The organism is Rhizobium sp. B21/90 (assembly GCF_019355815.1).
In the GTDB taxonomy this organism is placed as follows: Bacteria; Pseudomonadota; Alphaproteobacteria; order Rhizobiales; family Rhizobiaceae; genus Rhizobium; species Rhizobium rhododendri.
Genome location: NZ_CP072162.1, coordinates 1,356,110 through 1,374,945, shown reverse-complemented (window position 1 = coordinate 1,374,945; position 18,836 = coordinate 1,356,110). Strand labels below are relative to the sequence as shown.

At 60.7% G+C, this 18,836-nt stretch carries 14 protein-coding genes; 3 read left to right on the top strand and 11 right to left on the bottom strand.

The genetic code is table 11. The features are described from left to right. Nucleotides 1-83: 83 nt before the first annotated feature. Nucleotides 84-1,379 carry an urea ABC transporter substrate-binding protein gene (urtA, locus tag J5278_RS06525; protein ID WP_209184463.1) on the bottom strand — a complete coding sequence of 432 codons (1,296 nt, stop codon included), beginning with the start codon at nucleotides 1,377-1,379 and terminating at the stop codon, nucleotides 84-86. A 214-nt stretch (nucleotides 1,380-1,593) separates the two neighbouring features. Here urtA and J5278_RS06520 point away from each other — a divergent pair, with 214 nt between their 5' ends. Genes J5278_RS06520 through J5278_RS06510 form a run of 3 tightly spaced genes read left to right on the top strand, consistent with a single transcriptional unit; the run spans nucleotide 1,594 to nucleotide 6,547 of the window. Continuing rightward, nucleotides 1,594-4,980 carry an ATP-binding protein gene (locus J5278_RS06520; protein ID WP_209184464.1) on the top strand — a complete coding sequence of 1,129 codons (3,387 nt, stop codon included), beginning with the start codon at nucleotides 1,594-1,596 and terminating at the stop codon, nucleotides 4,978-4,980. Further along, entirely contained in the window at nucleotides 4,973-5,896 is a 924-nt protein-coding gene (locus J5278_RS06515; protein ID WP_209184465.1) for a response regulator, read from the top strand. The genes J5278_RS06520 and J5278_RS06515 overlap by 8 nt, the downstream gene beginning before the upstream one ends. Before the next feature lie 42 nt (nucleotides 5,897-5,938). Continuing rightward, on the top strand, nucleotides 5,939-6,547 hold the full coding sequence (locus J5278_RS06510) for an AAA family ATPase (RefSeq protein ID WP_209184466.1): 609 nt from the start codon (nucleotides 5,939-5,941) through the stop codon (nucleotides 6,545-6,547). A gap of 1 nt (nucleotide 6,548) precedes the next feature. On the opposite strand, the gene J5278_RS06505 is transcribed toward J5278_RS06510, so the two are convergent. The 10 genes from J5278_RS06505 to J5278_RS06460 all read right to left on the bottom strand — a co-directional run bounded on the left by J5278_RS06505 (nucleotide 6,549) and on the right by J5278_RS06460 (nucleotide 18,825). Continuing rightward, nucleotides 6,549-7,673 carry a branched-chain amino acid ABC transporter substrate-binding protein gene (locus J5278_RS06505; protein ID WP_111222527.1) on the bottom strand — a complete coding sequence of 375 codons (1,125 nt, stop codon included), beginning with the start codon at nucleotides 7,671-7,673 and terminating at the stop codon, nucleotides 6,549-6,551. A 118-nt stretch (nucleotides 7,674-7,791) separates the two neighbouring features. Next, on the bottom strand, nucleotides 7,792-8,145 hold the full coding sequence (locus J5278_RS06500; RefSeq protein WP_209184467.1) for a DUF6867 family protein: 354 nt from the start codon (nucleotides 8,143-8,145) through the stop codon (nucleotides 7,792-7,794). A gap of 23 nt (nucleotides 8,146-8,168) precedes the next feature. Next, the gene (locus J5278_RS06495) at nucleotides 8,169-8,897 is read right to left on the bottom strand and encodes an ABC transporter ATP-binding protein (RefSeq protein ID WP_142823508.1); all 729 of its coding nucleotides are present in this window, start codon (nucleotides 8,895-8,897) and stop codon (nucleotides 8,169-8,171) included. A 1-nt stretch (nucleotide 8,898) separates the two neighbouring features. After that, nucleotides 8,899-9,762, bottom strand: a complete 864-nt coding sequence (locus J5278_RS06490; RefSeq protein WP_142823509.1) for an ABC transporter ATP-binding protein — start codon at nucleotides 9,760-9,762, stop codon at nucleotides 8,899-8,901. Beyond that, entirely contained in the window at nucleotides 9,762-11,153 is a 1,392-nt protein-coding gene (gene livM / locus J5278_RS06485) for a high-affinity branched-chain amino acid ABC transporter permease LivM (RefSeq protein WP_142823510.1), read from the bottom strand. The genes J5278_RS06490 and livM overlap by 1 nt, the downstream gene beginning before the upstream one ends. Nucleotides 11,154-11,157: 4 nt before the next feature. After that, nucleotides 11,158-12,060, bottom strand: a complete 903-nt coding sequence (locus tag J5278_RS06480) for a branched-chain amino acid ABC transporter permease (RefSeq protein ID WP_142823511.1) — start codon at nucleotides 12,058-12,060, stop codon at nucleotides 11,158-11,160. Between the two features lie 307 nt (nucleotides 12,061-12,367). Then, complete coding sequence (locus J5278_RS06475; RefSeq protein WP_209184468.1) at nucleotides 12,368-14,794, bottom strand: FAD-dependent oxidoreductase; 2,427 nt, start codon at nucleotides 14,792-14,794, stop codon at nucleotides 12,368-12,370. 233 nt (nucleotides 14,795-15,027) lie between these two features. Further along, nucleotides 15,028-15,582: a sarcosine oxidase subunit gamma gene (locus J5278_RS06470; protein ID WP_209184469.1), complete on the bottom strand. Its 555-nt coding sequence runs from the start codon at nucleotides 15,580-15,582 to the stop codon at nucleotides 15,028-15,030. Between the two features lie 10 nt (nucleotides 15,583-15,592). Then, a complete protein-coding gene (locus J5278_RS06465; protein WP_209184470.1) occupies nucleotides 15,593-18,550 on the bottom strand; it encodes a sarcosine oxidase subunit alpha family protein in 2,958 nt (985 codons plus the stop codon). After that, complete coding sequence (locus J5278_RS06460; protein WP_209184471.1) at nucleotides 18,547-18,825, bottom strand: sarcosine oxidase subunit delta; 279 nt, start codon at nucleotides 18,823-18,825, stop codon at nucleotides 18,547-18,549. The genes J5278_RS06465 and J5278_RS06460 overlap by 4 nt, the downstream gene beginning before the upstream one ends. Nucleotides 18,826-18,836 lie beyond the last annotated feature (11 nt).

The following is an 18,836-nucleotide window of genomic DNA, read 5'->3' as shown; positions in this document are numbered from 1 at the left end:
CTTCCGGCGCAGCCTGGAAGGACGGTGCTTCCGCCCGGAATAACCGGACGGAAGTGATTGCGGTCGTCGATCAGGCGATCGAATTACATGCCCTTGCCGCCGCACTTGCCGGTAGCGACGTTGAAGTTGCCGCAGGACATTGGCTTGCGCCAATCGGAGATCAGGTCCTTGGAGTCGGGCAGGTAGTCCGACCATTCGTCGCCAACGACAGCAGGCGTCTGCTGGACGATGTCGAACTGGCCGTTGCCCTGGATTTCACCGATCAGCACTGGCTTGGTGATGTGGTGGTTCGGCATGACGGTCGCATAGCCGCCGGACAGGTTCGGCACGGTGGTGCCGATGATCGTGTCGAGCACCTTGTCGGTGTCGGTGGAGCCGGCAGCCTGAACAGCCTTAACCCAGGCGTTGAAGCCGATATAGGCCGCTTCCATCGGGTCGTTGGTGACGCGCTTGTCGTTCTTGGTATAGGCATGCCACTGCTTGATGAAAGCCTTGTTGGCAGGCGTTTCAACGGATTCGAAGTAGTTCCAGGCAGCGAGATGGCCGACCAGTGGCTTGGTGTCGAGACCGGCCAATTCTTCTTCGCCGACCGAGAAGGCGATGACCGGGATGTCGGTGGCCTTGATGCCCTTGTTGCCGAGTTCCTTGTAGAACGGCACGTTGGCGTCGCCGTTGATCGTCGAGACGACGGCGGTCTTCTTGCCGGCCGAACCGAAATCCTTGATCTTGGAGACTTCAGTCTGCCAATCGGAGAAGCCGAACGGCGTGTAGTTGGTCATGATGTCTTCTTTCGGAATACCCTTCGAAATCAGGTAAGCCTCAAGAATCTTGTTGGTGGTGCGCGGATACACGTAGTCGGTGCCTTCGAGAACGAAGCGCTTTACGCCTTCCTTCTGCATCAGGTAATCGACGGCCGGGATCGCCTGCTGGTTAGGCGCGGCGCCTGTGTAGATGATGTTGCGCGAGGATTCTTCGCCTTCATACTGAACCGGGTAGAACAGCAGCGAGTTCAGCTCCTCGAATACAGGCAGAACCGACTTGCGGGACGAGGATGTCCAGCAACCGAATACGGCCGAAACCTTGTCCTTCTGGATCAGTTCGCGGGCCTTTTCGGCAAACAGCGGCCAATCGGAGGCGGGATCGACAACGACGGCTTCGAGCTTCTTGCCGAGAAGGCCACCCTTCTTGTTCTGCTCGTCGATGAGCATCAGCATGGCATCCTTGAGAGTGGTCTCGGAGATGGCCATGGTGCCGGAAAGCGAATGAAGAATGCCGACCTTGATCGTGTCGTCCGCAGCATAGGCGGCGCCGTTGAACAAAGCCGACGTCGACAGGACGGTACCGATAACGGCACCCGTGACGTAGTTCTTGAAATTCATTGTTTTATCCCCTCTTCGAATTCGACAACACCGGCGAAAACCCGCCGTTAACTGTTGCTTGAGGGACTATGGTTTGGCGCGGGAGAAAACCGTATACGCAATTTGACGTAGGCGGTGGGCGAAACGTGCATCCTTTGCGTCGCGCCGCTTTAAGGCCAGCGATGAACCGTGTTAGCTATCCTCACAGCAAATCGCAGAGGACGTCGACAAAGGCATGGCCGCACGCCAACGCATCATCCCCGTCAGGCGCGAATATAATCGCTGGGTCGCCAACCAGACGCTGGAAGACTACGCCCTGCGCTTTACCGCCAAGAGCGCCCGGCAATTCTCCTCGGCGCGGATTTCGCAGACGGCCATCGGCGCCATCTCGTTCCTGGCGCTGGAGGCAATCGGCGGCGCCATTACGCTGTCATACGGCACCACCAACGCCTTCTATGCAATCATCGTCGCCAGTCTGGTGATGCTTGGCGTCGGCCTGCCGATCAGTCGCTATGCCATCCGCCACGGTGTCGATATCGACCTCCTGACCCGTGGTGCCAGCTTCGGATACATCGGCTCGACCGTGACCTCGCTGATCTATGCCAGCTTCACCTTCATGCTGTTTGCCATCGAGGCGTCGATCATGTCCGGTGCGCTGGAGCTGACGCTCGGGATCCCGCTGTGGATCGGTTATATCATCAGCGCCTGCATGGTCATTCCGCTGGTCACTCACGGGGTCCGCCTGATCAGCCGCTTCCAGCTTCTGACCCAGCCCTTCTGGATCGTCCTGAATGTCCTTCCCTTCGTGTTCATCGCCTTTTCCGACTGGGAAAAGTTCGATATTTGGCGGGCCTTTGCCGGCCTCGACCGGCCATCCTCTTCGGGCGCCCTTGCGCCCTTCAACCTGATCGATTTCGGCGCTGCCTCGGCTGTCATCCTCGCGCTGATTTCGCAGATCGGCGAACAGGCAGATTTTCTGCGCTTCCTGCCGCCGGAAGGCCATCGCAAGCTTCGCCACCGGCTGGCGATCTTTCTTGCCGGTCCCGGCTGGGTGATCATAGGCGCGCCGAAGCTGCTGGCCGGCTCGTTCCTTGTCGTGCTGACGCTAAGCGCCGGCGTGCCGCCCGACCGTGCAGCCGACCCGGCCCAGATGTATCTCACAGCATTTGGCTACATGATCCCCTGGCACAATGCAGCGTTGCTGCTGATGGTCGCCTTCGTGATGGTCTCGCAGCTGAAGATCAACGTCATGAACGCCTATGCCGGCTCGCTGGCCTGGTCGAATTTCTTCTCGCGCCTGACCCATAGCCATCCCGGCCGCGTCATCTGGCTGGTGTTCAACGTCGCCATCGCGCTGCTACTGATGGAGCTTGGCATTTACCGGCTGCTGGAAGAGACGCTCGGCATCTTCTCGATCATCTCCATGGCCTGGCTCTGCACGATTTCGGCGGACCTGTTCATCAACAAGCCGCTCGGCCTCGCCCCAGAAGGCATCGAGTTCAAGCGCGCCCATCTCTACGACATCAACCCGGTCGGCCTTGGCGCCATGACCCTGTCGGCCGGCATCGCACTGACGGCGCATTTCGGCCTGTTCGGCGCGGTCGCCGCATCGCTTGCCCCCTACATCACCCTGATCGTAGCGCTGGTCGCCTCGCCTGCCATCGCCTGGGCCACCAAGGGCAAGTTCTACCTCGCGCGCAAACCGCGCCAGAGCTGGAAGAACCTCACCGATATCACCTGCTCGATCTGCGAGCACCCGTTCGAGCCGGAGGACATGGCCTGGTGCCCCGCCTACGCGGCGCCGATCTGTTCGCTTTGCTGCTCGCTCGACAGCCGCTGTCACGACATGTGCAAGCCGAACGCCAACCTCAACGCCCAGATCGGCACCGTCGCCCGCGCCGTGCTGCCGGCGACGGTCATCGCCAAGCTCACCACGAGGCTTGGGCGCTACGGCATCGCCGTTGTACTCGCGCTCAGCGCCGTCGGCGTCATCCTCGCCCTCATCGCCCACCAGGTATCCTCCGCCTCGCCGGAGACGGCCGAAGTGGTCAACCGCACCATCCTGATCGTCTTCTTCGTCTTCGCCGTTATCGCTGGCATCGTCTGCTGGTTCTACGTGCTGGCCCATGACAGCCGCGTCGTTGCTGAAGAAGAGTCCTCGCGGCAGAATACGCTGCTGCTGAAGGAGATCGCCGCCCACAAGAAGACCGACGCGGCGCTACAGTCCGCCAAGGAAACAGCTGAAAGCGCCAACCGCGCCAAGAGCCGCTATGTCGTTGGCCTCAGCCACGAATTGCGCACACCGCTCAACGCCGTGCTCGGCTATGCCCAGATCCTCGAGCGCGACGAAACGATACCGGCTCCGCGCCAATCCTCGATCCGGGTCATCCGCCGCAGCGCAGAGCACCTGTCGGGGCTGATCGACGGACTGCTCGATATTTCGAAAATCGAGGCCGGTCGCCTGCAGGTCTATTCGAACGAGATCAACATCCGCGATTTCCTCGACCAGATCATCGACATGTTTCGGCCGCAGGCACAGGCAAAAGGCCTCACCTTCATCCATGAGCGCGCCGCCTCCCTGCCGGATTACGTCCGCACCGACGAGAAGCGGCTGCGGCAGATCCTCGTCAACCTGCTGTCCAACGCCATAAAATTCACCGACCGGGGAACGGTGCGCTTCGACGTCGGCTATCGTAGCCAGGTGGCGACATTCTCGCTGTCCGACACGGGACGCGGCATCGCCGAGAAGGATCTCGGACGCATCTACGAGCCGTTCCAGCGTGGCGAGGCCGAAACCGTCCGGCCGATGCCGGGCCTCGGCCTCGGCCTGACCATCACCCAGCTCCTCACCAACACCCTGGGCGGCGAGATTTCGGTGACCAGCGAAAAGGATGTCGGCTCGACCTTCAAGGTGCGGCTGATGCTGTCCGCCGTGCAGCGGCAGATGAAGCCCGTGCCGCAGGAGCGCAAGATCGTCGGCTATGACGGCTCGAGGCGGACAATCGTTGTCGTCGATGACAACGAGGATCACCGGGAGATGATGCGCGAGATATTGGTGCCGCTCGATTTCGTTGTCCTGACCGCCGTCAGCGGCCCGGATTGCCTGACACTGATCGAAGGCATCAAGCCCGATCTTTTCCTTGTCGACATCTCGATGCCCGGCATGAACGGCTGGCAACTGGTAGCAAGGCTGCGCGAAAGCGGACAGGCGGGACCGATCCTTATGCTCTCGGCCAATATAGGCGATGGAACCGCCGGTCGCGAAAACAGCAGCGGCCACGACGACGCCATCAGCAAGCCAGTCGATATCCGGCAATTGCGCGACCGGCTGGCGCTGCATCTCGGCCTCAAATGGATCTATGCCGACACCGTTGCAGTCCCTGCCATCAAGGCACCGCTGCCGATGAAGAGCCCCGGCCTCGATCATATCGGAGAGTTGATAAGCCTTGCCGAAATCGGCTATATCAGGGGCATTGAGGCAAAGCTTACAGATCTCGCCAGGCTGCCCGAGAACCAGCCTTTCATCGATGCGCTGCGGGTCTATGTTCAGGCCTTCGATCTGACCGGCTTTCTGGCATTCCTGCGTGAATTCGACATCGAAAAGGTAGAACCGATTGGCTGAACCCGCCCTGCCCCGCGACATCGTTCTGCTCGTGGATGACTCGCCGGAAGCCCTCGGATTTCTGACCGACGCCCTCGAACAATCGGGCTTTTCCGTTCTGATCGCCACTTCCGGTCCGGCGGCGCTCTCCATCGTCGAGCGTATCACGCCCGACCTTATCCTGCTTGATGCCGTGATGCCCGATATGGACGGTTTCGAAACCTGCCGCCGGCTGAAGGCGAATTCCGGCATTTCGCAGGTGCCGGTGATCTTCATGACGGGGCTGACCGAGACCGAGCATGTCGTCCACGCGCTGGAATCCGGTGGCGTCGATTATCTTACCAAGCCGATCAATATCGACGAGTTGCGCGCCCGCATCCGCGTTCATCTGCGCAATGCCCGCTCGGCGCAAAGTGCAAGGGTGGCGCTCGATGCCGCCGGCCGTCACCTGCTCGCCGTCAGAGGCGATGGCAGCATCCACTGGTCGACTCCGCAGGCAACGCGATTGGTCAATGCCGCCACCGGCAGCGACGATGGCCTTGAGCTTGTCGTGGCTGAAATCAGCGGCTTCATGCGAAAAGGCGGGCGCACCCTTCCCACTCGTGACAACGTTCTGTCCATCAGCCCCAACGGCCATGCAGCGCTGCAACTGGCTTTTCTCGGCACGATTGGTCCCGACGAGCACCTGTTCCGGCTGACCGCTGCACGGCAACATGCCGACGACAGCGTGCTGCGTCAGCATTTTTCCCTCACCCAGCGCGAATCCGAAGTGCTGCTGTGGATCGCCAAAGGCAAGGCCAACCGCGATATCGGCGAAATCCTCGGCCTTTCCGCCCGCACGGTGAACAAGCATCTGGAGCAGATCTACGTCAAGCTCGGCGTCGAGAACCGCGCCTCGGCAGCCGTCAAGGCCGCCCATGTGCTGCGCGAGATGTAGCGACGCAATCGATCCTCCATTTTGCAAGCAAGGACCAGCACGATGAACTACCGTGTCGTTCTCTCCGGCTGCTCAGGCGGCGGCAAATCAACCCTACTCGCCGAACTGAAGCGTCTCGGCCACAGTGTTATTGAGGAGCCAGGCCGGAAGATAGTCGCCGAGGAGCGACAGGGCGAGGGCAAAGCCCTGCCCTGGGTCGATCTCGCAGCATTTGCGCGGCGCGCCTTGGTGATGGCCAGGAGCGACTGGAACACTGCCAGCCAACTTGAAGGCTGGGTGTTCTTCGACCGTGGTCTTGTGGATGCCGCCACAGCGCTGGCATACGCGACTGACGAAAATACGCTTTTGCCACTCATCGACGGCTGGCGCTACCACCATCAGGTTTTCCTGACGCCTCCGTGGCAAGAAATCTTTCAGACCGATGCTGACCGCCGCCATGCGTTTGACGATGCAGTGCGGGAATACGAGCGCCTTCTGATTGCTTATTCGAGGCTCGGATATGAAGTCGTCGTCCTGCCGAGATTGTCTGTGACAGAGCGTGTCCGCTTCGTGTTGGAAACGCTGTCGCCATTCGGCGACACGACGTCTCCGGTCGATAACGGAAAAGGCCCGGACGAGCCGGGCCTTCCCAAAATCAACGACAGAAAATGAGTTACTTCACGTCCTGCGGGAAGTAGCTGATCTTGCCGTCAGGACCCTTCTTCCATTCGTACATGATGTAGCCCGGGATCTTCGGGTCGCCCTTGGCGTCAAACGAGATATCGCCGAGAACGGTCGAGAACGGACCCTTTTCGTGCATGGCCTTGGCAACGGTTTCAGCGTCAACCGAAGCAGCAGCCTTGGCAGCGGCAGCGATCGTCTGAACGGCAGCATACGAATACAGCGTGTATGCTTCCGGGTTGAAGCCGGCAGCCTTGAACTTCGCAACGAGGTCCTTGTTGGCCGGGTTCAGTGTCGGATCGGGACCGAAGGTGTTCAGCGTGCCGATGACGGCGTCGCCAGCGATCGAAGCCAGTTCGTTCGAAACGATACCGTCGCCCGAAACGAGTGTAGCCTTGACGCCCTGGTCGGCAGCCTGGCGAATGATCAGGCCGGCTTCCGTGTGCAGGCCACCCCAATAGATGATCGAGACGCCGGCTTCCTTCATCTTGGCGATGAGGGCCGAGAAGTCCTTGTCGCCTACGTTGATGCCTTCGTACATGACTTCCGTCATGCCGGCGGTGTTCAACGCCTTCTTGGTTTCATCGGCGAGACCCTGACCGTATGGGGTCTTGTCGTGAATGATGGCGATCTTCTTGTCCTTGAAATGGGCAGCGAGATAGGCGCCGGCAACGCCGCCCTGCTGGTCGTCACGACCGCAGGTACGGAAGGTGTTCCACAGGCCGCGTTCCGTGAAGGTCGGGTTGGTCGCGGCAGGCGTGATTTCGAGAATGCCGTTTTCGGCATAGACTTCCGATGCCGGGATGGAAACGCCCGAGTTGAAGTGACCAACGACGTACTTGACGCCATCGGCAACGAACTTGTTGGCAACCGAGATGCCCTGCTTCGGGTCGGAAACGTCGTCGCCGAGTTCGATCTTGATCTTTTCGCCATTGATGCCGCCGGCAGCATTGATGTCTGCTGCGGCCTGTTCGGCACCCTTCTGGAGCTGTGCACCGAAGGCTGCGTTCGGACCGGTCAGGGGACCACCGACGCCAATGATGATATCGGCCCATGCAGTACCGCTGAAAGCGACGAGCGCCGTCAGAGCCACTGCCGAAAGAAGAGATTTCTTCATATTATTACTCCCAATTTTTGGGCGGGGACCGGTCAAGAACCCAACGCATTACCCACCATTGTCCGCGTCGGGGAAGCTGTTCCACTCCAGGCAATTCATGCCCAGTTTCAACGGGCTGTCAATGTTTGTCCTTCCACGAAAACGCGGAAGTCCGTTCGTACAGCCAGTAATAGTTGTTGACCATCTGATTGGTGCGGCGATAGCGGAAACCGGCCATCGAAACGATCAGGAGGACAACGAAATCGATGCCGAAATACAAGGCGCTGAGCATGGGCCCATCGAAGAGCGCATGGTGCAGGAACTGCATCACCCACGCCAGAAGAAACGTATAGGCGATGACCAGGCCGTAGCCATCCCAGTTCTCGGCAACAGCCTTGCCGGCCCGCGACGCGGTCCACAGGCCGAGCAGCAAGACGAGGCCCCGGATGATCATCCGCACGCCGGTGTCGGGCTCGAAGAAAAGTCCCTGCATATTAAAGCTCCCCTTCTGTCGGCCTAATGCCGGCCGCCTTCGAGATAGGCCGCGCGGACTTCCGGATTGGCAAGCAGTTCCCTGCCGGAGCCGCTCATCGTCACCTTGCCGTTGACCATCACATAGGCCCGATGCGAAAGCTTCAGGGCTGCGAATGCGTTCTGTTCGACGAGGAAAACCGTCAGGCCTTCCTTCTCGTTCAGCTGCTTGATCGTCTCGAAGATGCCCTTGACGATCAGCGGTGCGAGACCGAGCGACGGTTCGTCCAGCAACAGCAGCTTCGGGCGGGCCATCAGCGCGCGGCCGATAGACAACATCTGCTGCTCGCCACCCGACAGTGTCCCGCCGCGCTGCGCATGGCGCTCCTTGAGGCGTGGGAACATCGTGAAGATCTTCTCGACGTCTTCCTTAAAGTATTTGAGATCGTCCAGGCCTGCGCCCATCTGGAGGTTTTCCATGACTGTCATGCGCGGAAAGATGCGACGACCTTCCGGTGACTGGGCGATGCGCAGCCGGGCGATCTCGTGCATCGGCAGCTTCGTGATGTCGCGGCCTTCGTAGATGATCGAGCCGGAGCGCGCCTGCGGACTGCCGCAGATGGTCATCATCAGCGTCGATTTGCCGGCACCGTTGGCACCGATCAGGCTGACGATTTCGCCGCTGTTGACGTAAACATCGACGCCGGCGAGCGCGCGGATATTGCCATAGTAGGTTTCGACGTTCTGGACGTGAAGCAAGGGTTGGGTTGTCATGTTACTGGGCGCCCCCTTCGAGGTGCTCGACTTCGGCGATCACGTCTTCCACTTCGTCGTCCTCGACGCCGAGATAGGCGGCAATCACCCTCGGGTCGTTCTTGACGTGGTCAGGCGTGCCGTCGGAAATCTTCTGGCCATATTCGAGAACGATGACGTGGTCGGAGATCTCCATCACCACGGACATGTCATGCTCGATCAGCAGGATCGACGTCCCGGTTTCGGCGCGGATGGCACGCAGCAATGCGTTCAGCACCGCCGATTCCCGCGGGTTCAAGCCTGCTGCCGGTTCATCGAGGCAAAGCAGCTCCGGCTCTGTGCACATAGCACGGGCGATTTCCAGACGACGCTGGGCGCCATAGGGCAGATCGCCGGCAGGATCGTCGGCGCGTTCGATCAGATCGGCCTTCTCCAGCCAGAAGCGGGCCAGTTCGATCGCCTTCTTGGCTTCCCGGCTGTATCCGCCGATGCCGAGCAGGCCGAGGATCGTGTAGCCGGAAGCCTTCATCAGCTTGTTGTGCTGCGCCACCAGCAGGTTTTCCAGCACGGTCAGGCCGGAAAACAACCTGATATTCTGGAATGTGCGGGCGACCTTGGCTTCGCGGGTGATGCGGAAATCCGGCAACCGCTCGAGCTGGAAGGTCTTCCCGCTCTTCTGGTTCATGGTGATCATCCCCATCGTCGGCTTGTAGAAACCGGTGATGCAGTTGAACACGGTGGTCTTGCCTGCACCGTTGGGGCCGATCAGTGCTGTGATATTGCCGCGCTTGGCCTCGAAGGAGAAGTCGTTGATGGCCATCAGGCCGCCGAACTTCATCGACAGGTGCTCGACCTTGAGAAGCGTTTCGCTGGACAGGGTGTTCATCAGCCGTGTCCCTCCTTGGTAAAGCTGCCGGAAACTGACTTGCTTTCTTTCAGGAAGGCCGTCGGCGAGCGAGACCCGACAAAGCCGCGTGGCTTGAAGAGCATCACGATCACCATGGCCAGCCCGAACAGCAGCATGCGGTAGAGTTCAGGGGTGAAATCGGGACCGAAGATCGCTTTCAGGAAGTCGAGTTCGCGCAGGATTTCCGTGCCGCCGACCATGACGACGGCAGCGATGGCAATTCCGGTCAGCGATCCCATGCCGCCGAGGACGACGATGGCAAGGATGACGGCCGATTCCAGGAACACGAAGGATTCCGGCGAGACGAAGCCTTGGCGGGCGGCGAAGAAAGATCCGGCGAAGCCACCGAACATCGCGCCTGTTGCAAACGCCGTCAGCTTTGTCGTCACCGTGTTGATACCGAGCGAGCGGCAGGCGATTTCGTCTTCGCGCAAGGCTTCCCAGGCACGGCCGATCGGCATGCGACGCAGGCGGATGGTGACATAGGCGGTCAGCATGCAGAGCGCCAGGATCAGGTAGAACAGGAAGATCTTGTAATAGGCGGACGAAATCGGCAGGTCGAACATCTTGGCAAAACCGGTCGACGTCGCGTCGAACTTGATGCCGAACAGCGTCGCCTTCGGGATACCGGAGATACCGAACGTGCCCTTGGTAACCTCAGTCCAGTTGATCAGCACCAGGCGGATGATTTCACCGAAGGCAAGCGTGACGATCGCGAGGTAGTCGCCGCGCAAGCGCAGCACCGGGAAGCCGAGGATGACGCCCCACAAGGCAGCGAAGATACCAGACAGCGGCAGCAGCAGCCAGAATGACAGGCCGAAATGTGTCGAGAGAAGCGCGTAGGAATAGGCGCCAACGGCGTAGAAAGCCACGTAGCCAAGATCCAGCAGTCCGGCAAGGCCGACGACGATGTTGAGACCCCAGGCTAGCATGACGTAGATAAGGATCTGGATGCCGAAGTTATCGACGTAGAGCAGCGAGCCCTGCGCGCCCACGAGGCCGACGACGATCATCGGATAGAGGATCATCAGAACCAGGGCAGCCTTGAGAAAGTGCTTTTGAAGAAACGTCTTTTCAGTCGATATCGCGAGTTCGCCGGCGCGCGCCTTGCTGAGCTTGCGCTCGTCCAGGTGCGGGCGGAGAAAGACGATGACGGCAAAGCGGCCAACGGCGGCGATGGCGACGAATATCGCCAGCAAGCCCCAACGCTGGACGATGATCAGCTCGTTGTGGATGTTCTGGTCGGTTTTCAGGCCGATGTAGAGAACGAACATGCCGAACGAGATGAGGGCGGCAAAAAAGGCTTCGATGAGGCCTCTCCGGATCAGGCCCGAGGAGGTCTTGCCGGTATCGGTGGTCGCATTTGCCATGTTATTAAACCTTCTCGACTTCAGGCCGTCCGAGGATACCAGTCGGCTTGAAGATCAGCACGAAGGCCAGGATCGCAAAGGTTGCAACGTCTTTGTATGCGATGGTGAAGTAGGCAGACCATAGCGACTCGATGAGGCCGATGAGTACCCCGCCAAGCACCGCCCCCGGGAGGGAACCGATCCCGCCGAGAACCGCCGCGGTGAAAGCCTTGACGCCGGGGGTGAAGCCATCGGTGAAGGAGGCCACACCGTAATACATGAGGTACATGGTACCCGCGACGGCAGCGAGCGCTGCGCCCATGATGAAGGTGATGGAAATCGTCTGATCGACATTGATGCCAAGCAGTGCGGCCATCTTGCGGTCTTGTTCGGTGGCACGCTGGGCACGACCGAGCGCTGTGAACTTGACGATGTACCAGAACACAGCCAGCAACACCGCAGTGATGATCAGGATGATGATCTGCTTCAGCGATACGGAGATGCCGGCAATGGTGTAGACGTCACGCACAAGCGCGGGGATAGGCTTGTTGCGCGGGCCCTGGGCAACCTGGATGAAGTTCGACAGGGTGATGGACATTCCGATCGCGGTGATCAGCGGCGCCAGCCTGAACGATCCGCGCAATGGCCTGTAGGCAACGCGCTCGATGACCCAATTCCAGAGGCTGACGACCAGCATGGCGACGACCATCATGATCAGAAGGATAACGGCAACCGGCAACCCGATGAAGATCGATGTCAGCACCAGATAGACGATGAGAGCAGCAAACCCGCCCAGCATGAAGACGTCACCGTGGGCAAAATTGATCATGCCGACAATGCCGTAAACCATCGTATAGCCAATGGCGATGAGGCCATAGATGGACCCAAGAGTCAGCCCGTTAAGGAGCTGCTGGATAAAGTACTCCATATATCTCTTTCCCCTGGACGCGAATTTTTTTCGCGTCTCTTATTGGTTAACGTTTGCCTGCAAAAGAGGCATCCATTCCTCAAAATCCATAGCGCTTTCGGCGCGAATGTGAAGACAAAAATACAGTACGTTGATAAATTCTTTTCAGAAAATGAGGGATTGGCGCATTTTAATCCACAGGATGGTCAAAAAAAGCACGCTCCGGCTGAAAAATAACCACTGGTGCGCGTAAAAGCATTTTAGGCTGAAAATATTCAAACAGAAACGGGCCCCGCGAGGCCCGTTCGACAGCAAAGCTCAGTGACAATCAGGACCGCATGCGCGAGCCGTCGGCGTCGAACAGCGGCGCAGACTGAAGGCTCGCCGGCAGCAATTCGCCGAGCAATTCGATCGACCAACCCTCTGTCTCATCCGCGATTTCCTTCGGAACGTAGCCGAGCGCCACCGAGACACCGGAGCCATGGGCAAACCCGCCAGATGTCACCCAGCCCTTCACCTCTCCCTGGTAATAGATCGGCTCGTCGCCGATGACGTCAGCATCCCTAGCCGAAAGGATGAAGGTTTTCAGCCGCATAGAGCCGCCTTCCGCCTTTTCCCTGGCCGCCGCCTGCTTGCCAACGAAATCGGCGCCCTTCGACAGAGCCACGAATCGACCGAGGCCTGCCTCGTAAGGACCGTAAAGTGGCCGGTATTCGCGCGACCAGCTGCCATAGGATTTTTCGAGACGCAGCTCATTGAGGGCGCGAAGTCCAAACAACCCGATACCGTACTCTTTTCCCGCCTGCATGATGAGATCGAAGAGATAGTTCTGGTACTCCGGCTTCATCCACAGCTCATAGCCGAGATCGCCGGTATAGGAGACGCGACCGACGATGGCCGGCGCCATGCCGATATCCATTCGCCTGATTTCCATGAACGGGAACGCTGCGTCGGAGATGTCCTGATGAGTAAGCTTTTCCAGCAGCTTTCTGGCATTGGGTCCGGCAATCGACAGGCCGAGCAGCGACAGGCCGAGCGCCCTGAGTTCGACCGAGCCATCCTTCGGCAGATGATCCTCGAACCACCGCATGTGGTAGGATTCGGCGACGCCGGAGCCGACGAGCAGAAAATCTCCCTCCCCGAGTTTGGCGAGCGTGAAATCGCCGATGAGCTTGCCGTCGTCCTTCAGCATCGGCGCCAGCGTCATACGACCGGTGGCTGGCAGGCGGCAGGTCAGCAGGCCATCAAGCCAGGCCTGCGCACCCGCACCCTTGACGGTATATTTGGCAAAGCCGGATGTCTCCATCATGCCGACGCTCTCGCGCACCGCCTTGGCTTCGGCGCCGACCACGTCGAAATCGTTCGAACGCCGCCATGAGAACGCATCCTCCTCGCCTGCAGGCGCAAACCACAGGGCCTGCTCCAGTCCGTAGTAAGCGCCGAACACGCCGCCGGCAGCTTTCAGCTTGTCGTAGATCGGCGTCGTCAGCAGCGGCCGGCCGGCCGGCAATTCCTCATTCGGATAGCGGATGGAGAAGCGGCGCTGGTAGTTTTCGCGCACCTTGGCGTTGGTATAGGCAAGCGTCGCATAATCGCCGTAGCGAGAGACATCCATGGCGAAGACGTCAAAACCCGGGTCGCCGTAGATCATCCAGTTGGCAAGCGCCAGACCGACGCCGCCACCCTGGCTGAAGCCGGCCATGACAGCGCAGGCCGACCAGTAGTTGGTCATGCCGCGCACCGGACCGACCAGCGGATTGCCATCCGGCGAGAAGGTGAAGGGACCGTTGATGATCTTCTTGATGCCGGCATTGTTGAAGGCCGGGAAATGCCGGAAGCCGACTTCGAGCTCGGGTGTGATCCGCTCGATGTCCTCGGCCAGCAGCTCATGGCCGAAATCCCAAGGCGTATTCAGCGGCGACCACGGGCGACAGGCCTTTTCATAGGTGCCCATCAGCATGCCCTGCCGCTCCTGGCGGAGATAGATCTCGCCATCGAAATCGACGCAGTGCATCAGCTCCTTGCCGGTCGCGGCATTGAAGTCGGTGACTTCCTTCATGTCCTCGGTGATGAGGTACATGTGCTCCATGGCGAGAACCGGCAGCTCGATGCCGACCATGCGGCCGACTTCACGAGCCCAGAGGCCACCGCAGTTGACGACATGCTCGGCGATGATCTCGCCCTGGTTTGTGATCACCCGCCAGCAGCCGTCCTCGCGCTGAACGAGATCCTCGACCTTGGTGTGGAGGTAGATGTCTGCGCCGTTCTTCTTGGCGGACTTGGCATAGGCATGCGTCGTGCCGTAGGGGTCGAGATGACCTTCGACAGGATCGTAGAGCGCACCGACGAACTGGTCGGGGTCGAGAAGCGGCATCATCTCGTGCGCCTCTTTCGGCGACAGCAGCGTCGCCTCGAGCCCGTTGTAGCGACCCTTGGCAAGGATGGACTTCAGCCAGTCGAACCGCTGCGGCGTTGCGGCCAGCATCAGGCCGGAGGTCATGTGCAGGCCGATATCCTGGCCGGAATACTCCTGGATTTCCTTGTAGAGTTCGACCGTGTATTTCTGCAACTTGGCGACATTCGGATCGCCGTTGATCGTGTGCATGCCGCCGGCCGCATGCCAGGTCGAGCCGGATGTCAGCTCCGAGCGCTCCAGCAGAACCACGTCGGTCCAGCCGAATTTCGTCAGATGGTAGAGGACCGAGCATCCGACGACACCGCCGCCGATGACGACGACCTTCGTATGGCTTTTCATGGATAATCTCCGGTTGCATGCGCTGGCTGGCAGCGCAATCGAAACAGTCTGGAATGGGTTGGCGTTCGATGCCGGCGAAAGGCCGTTCGGCAAGACAATCCCCGCCGAAAAACTCCCTTCGATCCGTCGAATTGAGGATCAGCCTAGAGGCAAAATTTCAGGCCACATAGCCCGAACTGCGAAGCCGATACTCCCATTTGCGACATGGAGATTGTCCTCATCGCGCCATAATCCTAGTCTGCGAAACCAGCCGTCAGGTTGAATTCGCGACCCATCTCCAGCACCTCGTCAAACACCGTTCCCGCGAAGGAGCGCATCACGGCAATCTCGAACGTATCGGGCCCGGTCCGGGCCACATTGGCGCTGACATGGCAGCAGAGCATGGTGCCCGACTGTCCCTCGGCAAAGACGTCGCGGTGCAGATCGACCGGCACGCACTTGGCAAGGATAGCGCGGACATTCGGCCCGGAGAGACGTAGCAGCGTCCGTCCGTCGCTCTGCTCGAAAAAAGACAGCCGTGCCGCGTCGAGCATGGAAAGATCCCGCGCCAGGCTTTCGGCCCCCAGCGTCTCGGAAATCACCAGCCATTCGCCGGGTCCGACGCTGCGCACCGACACATCCTGCATTGCCCCCAGCGCCGCAAGCGCCCAGGCTTCATGACCCGCGTGCGCGAGAACGGAAAAAATGGCGGCGTGGCGGATGATCGACAGGTGATCGGCGCTTGGCTGCGAATGGAAGCCGGCGATCCGCTCTTCCAGGATATGGCGGTTGGTGAATGCGACGCTCATGGCCCGCTCCTCAAACATGCAGTTTCTGGGCGTCCGGATCGACGAATACCGGACTGCAGACCTCGGCCAGGAACTCCTCTCCGCGCAGCCGATCCCACACCAGCACCTTTTCGCCAATCCGCTCGCGCCCTGATTTGAGCATGGCAAGCGCGATGGAATGACCGAGCACCGGTGAGAAGCAGGCAGATGAGACATGCCCCTGGTCGTGGGCTGTCGACGGCGCAGCGCCTTCTTTGAGGATATGCGCGCCCGCCTTGATTTCCTTGTCATGGTCGACCGGCTTCAGGCCAACGAGCTGCCCACGGTCCGCTGCCGTCAGCCCGAAGCGGGTCGACAGTCGCTTGCCGATGAAATCTGCCTTCTGCGTCGACAGCATCCGCCCGAGACCGACGTCGTCCGGCGTGGTGCGACCATCGAGTTCGTTATGGGTGACGTGCCCCTTCTCGATGCGAAGCACATTCAGGGCCTCGACGCCGTAAGCGCAGATGTCGTGTGCCTTGCCCGCTTCCATCACCGCATCCGCCACCGCCTCACCGAAACCTGCCGGCACAGCCAGTTCGAAGGCGAGTTCGCCGGAAAACGAAATCCGGAACAGCCGCCCCTTCAGTCCGCCCTTGAGCGTCACGCTGGCCGCGGCCAGGAACGGAAATGCCTCATTGGAAATATCGTCGTCGATCAATTTCTCCAGCACCAGTCGCGCCTTCGGGCCGGCAACCGACATCTGCGCCCACTGGTCCGATGACGACACGAAGCGCACGTCGAGATCGGGCCAGAGAACCTGCGCGCAGAATTCCATATGGCTCATGACTTCGCCCGCATAGGCGGTCGTCGTCGTCACGAAGAAATGGTTTTCAGCGAGCCGGCTCGTCGTGCCGTCGTCGTAGACGAAACCGTCTTCGCGCAGCATCAGCCCATAGCGCGCCTTGCCGACCGGGAGCTTGAGGAAGGCGTTGCTGTAGATCCGGTTCAGGAACTCGGCGGCATCCTTGCCGAACACCTCGATCTTGCCGAGTGTCGAGACATCGCAGATGCCGACATTGGCGCGGACGTTGAGCACTTCGCGGTCGACGCTTTCGCGCCAGGTCTTTTCGTCGCCCCTCGGAAACCACGAGGAGCGGTACCAGGCACCGGCCTCGACAAAGATTGCGCCGTTCTTCTTCGCCCAGCCGTGCAGCGGCGATTGCCGCACGGGCCGCGCATGCTTTCCACGCGCCGTCCCCGCCATCGCACCGAAGGAGACCGGCGTGTAGAAAGGCCGGAATGTCGTCGTGCCAACCGCTGCCGGGCTGACGCCGCGCATGCCGGCGATGATGCCGACCGCGTTGACGTTGCCGAGCTTGCCCTGATCGGTCGCCATGCCGTTGGTGGTGTAGCGCTTGGCATGCTCGACATGGCCGAAACCTTCGCGCAGTGCGAGGCCCATATCCTTGGCATGGACATCGTTCTGGAAGTCGATGAAAGCCTTGTCCCGGGCGCCGGGCACGTGCCAGGCGGCAGCGAAGGACGGATCGTACTCGCCCTCAACCTCGGGCAAGTCATGGCCCTGAACACTGAAGCCCAGGCTCTCTATGACGGCGGCAGCCTTCGCCGCACCGTCGGAGAGGCAACCAGCGACGCTGTCGATACCGCCGGCAGCTCCGGCCACCACTAGCCCGCCTGTATCCTCCGGCGCCATGAACGCCTGCCGTTCGTCCGACCAGACGGGCTTGGCGCCGCGCTGGCAGGCGAGATGGATGATCGGCGACCAGCCGCCGGACATTGCCAGCGCATCGCAACCGATGAACTCGTCCAGTCCGCCACGATCGGCAAGCAGACCCTCGATCCGGTATTTGCCCTTGGTGGCAACGACCGTGCCGCCATGGATAACGCGCACGCCATTCGGCGCGACATCCGATGTCCCCGGGCGGGTGTCAATGATCGCGGCGATCTCGACGCCTGCGGCGATCAGGTCGTGCGCCGTGCGATAGCCGGAGCCACCATTGGTGAACACAGCAACCTTCTGGCCGATGGCAACACCGTAGCGGTTGAGATAACTACGCGCGGCCCCAGCCATCATCACCCCCGGCCGGTCGTTGCCGCCGAAAACCAGCGGCCGCTCCTCGGCCCCAGTAGCGACGATGGCCCGCTTGGCAATGATCCGCCACAGCCGCTCCACCGGCAGATCCGCCGACGGCATGGCGATATGCTTCTGCACCTTCTCGACTGCGCCGAAAACATTGTCGTCGTACCAGCCGAAAACCGTCGTGCGCGGCATCAGCGTGACGTTGGGGAAGCCGGCGAGTTCGTCGAGCACGGTTCTCGCAAAAGCATCGGCGCTCACGCCGCCGATGGCGAGCCTTTCCGACAGCAGCGAGCCCCCGAGACGAAAGCCTTCGTCGGCGAGGATGACGCGCAGTCCGGCGCGCGCCGCAGTACGGGCCGCCATCAGCCCAGTAGGTCCGGCGCCAACCACCAGCAGGTCGCAATGGGCCCAGGATTTTTCATATCGATCGGGATCGGCCTGCATCACAGCGCGACCGAGGCCTGCGGCCTTGCGGATGATCGGCTCGTAGACCTTTTCCCAGAAGGCCGCCGGCCACATGAAGGTCTTGTAGTAGAAACCAGCCCCGAGGAACGGCGACAGCAGGCTGTTGAGCGAGCCGATATCGTGCTTCAGCGACGGCCAGCGGTTCTGGCTGACCGCATCGAGCCCCTGGTAGAGTTCGGCAACGGTAGCGCGCGTATTGGGCTCGGTGCGCCCACCCTTGCCAATGGTCACCAGCGCGTTCGGCTCGGCGGATCCCGCTGTGACGATGCCGCGCGGACGATGATATTTGAAACTGCGGCCGACCAGCATCTGGTCGTTGGCCAGCAGTGCCGAGGCGAGCGTATCGCCACCCAGCCCCTGCAGGCGCTTGCCGTCGAAGGTGAACCCGAGGGAGGTGCCGCGATCGACAAGACCGCCGGTGGAAACGCGATAGGCCGTCATTCCACGCCCTCCCGCACAGCATCGGCGACATCTGTCACGGAAAACACCTCGTGCGTGACGTTGCTGCGCTCGACGACCAGCCAGCGGCGGCAGCCGGAGGCGTGGTGCCAGTGTTCGCGGTAGCGACCGCGGGGATTGTCGCGGATATAGACGTAGCGGTTCCACGCGTCGTCGGATGCCGTGGGTGACGGGCGCGATACCGAAGCATCGCCGCGGATCGCGAATTCTTCCTTCGGGCGGATGCCGCAATGCGGGCAGTGTATCAAGCTTGCCATTATCTCATGCC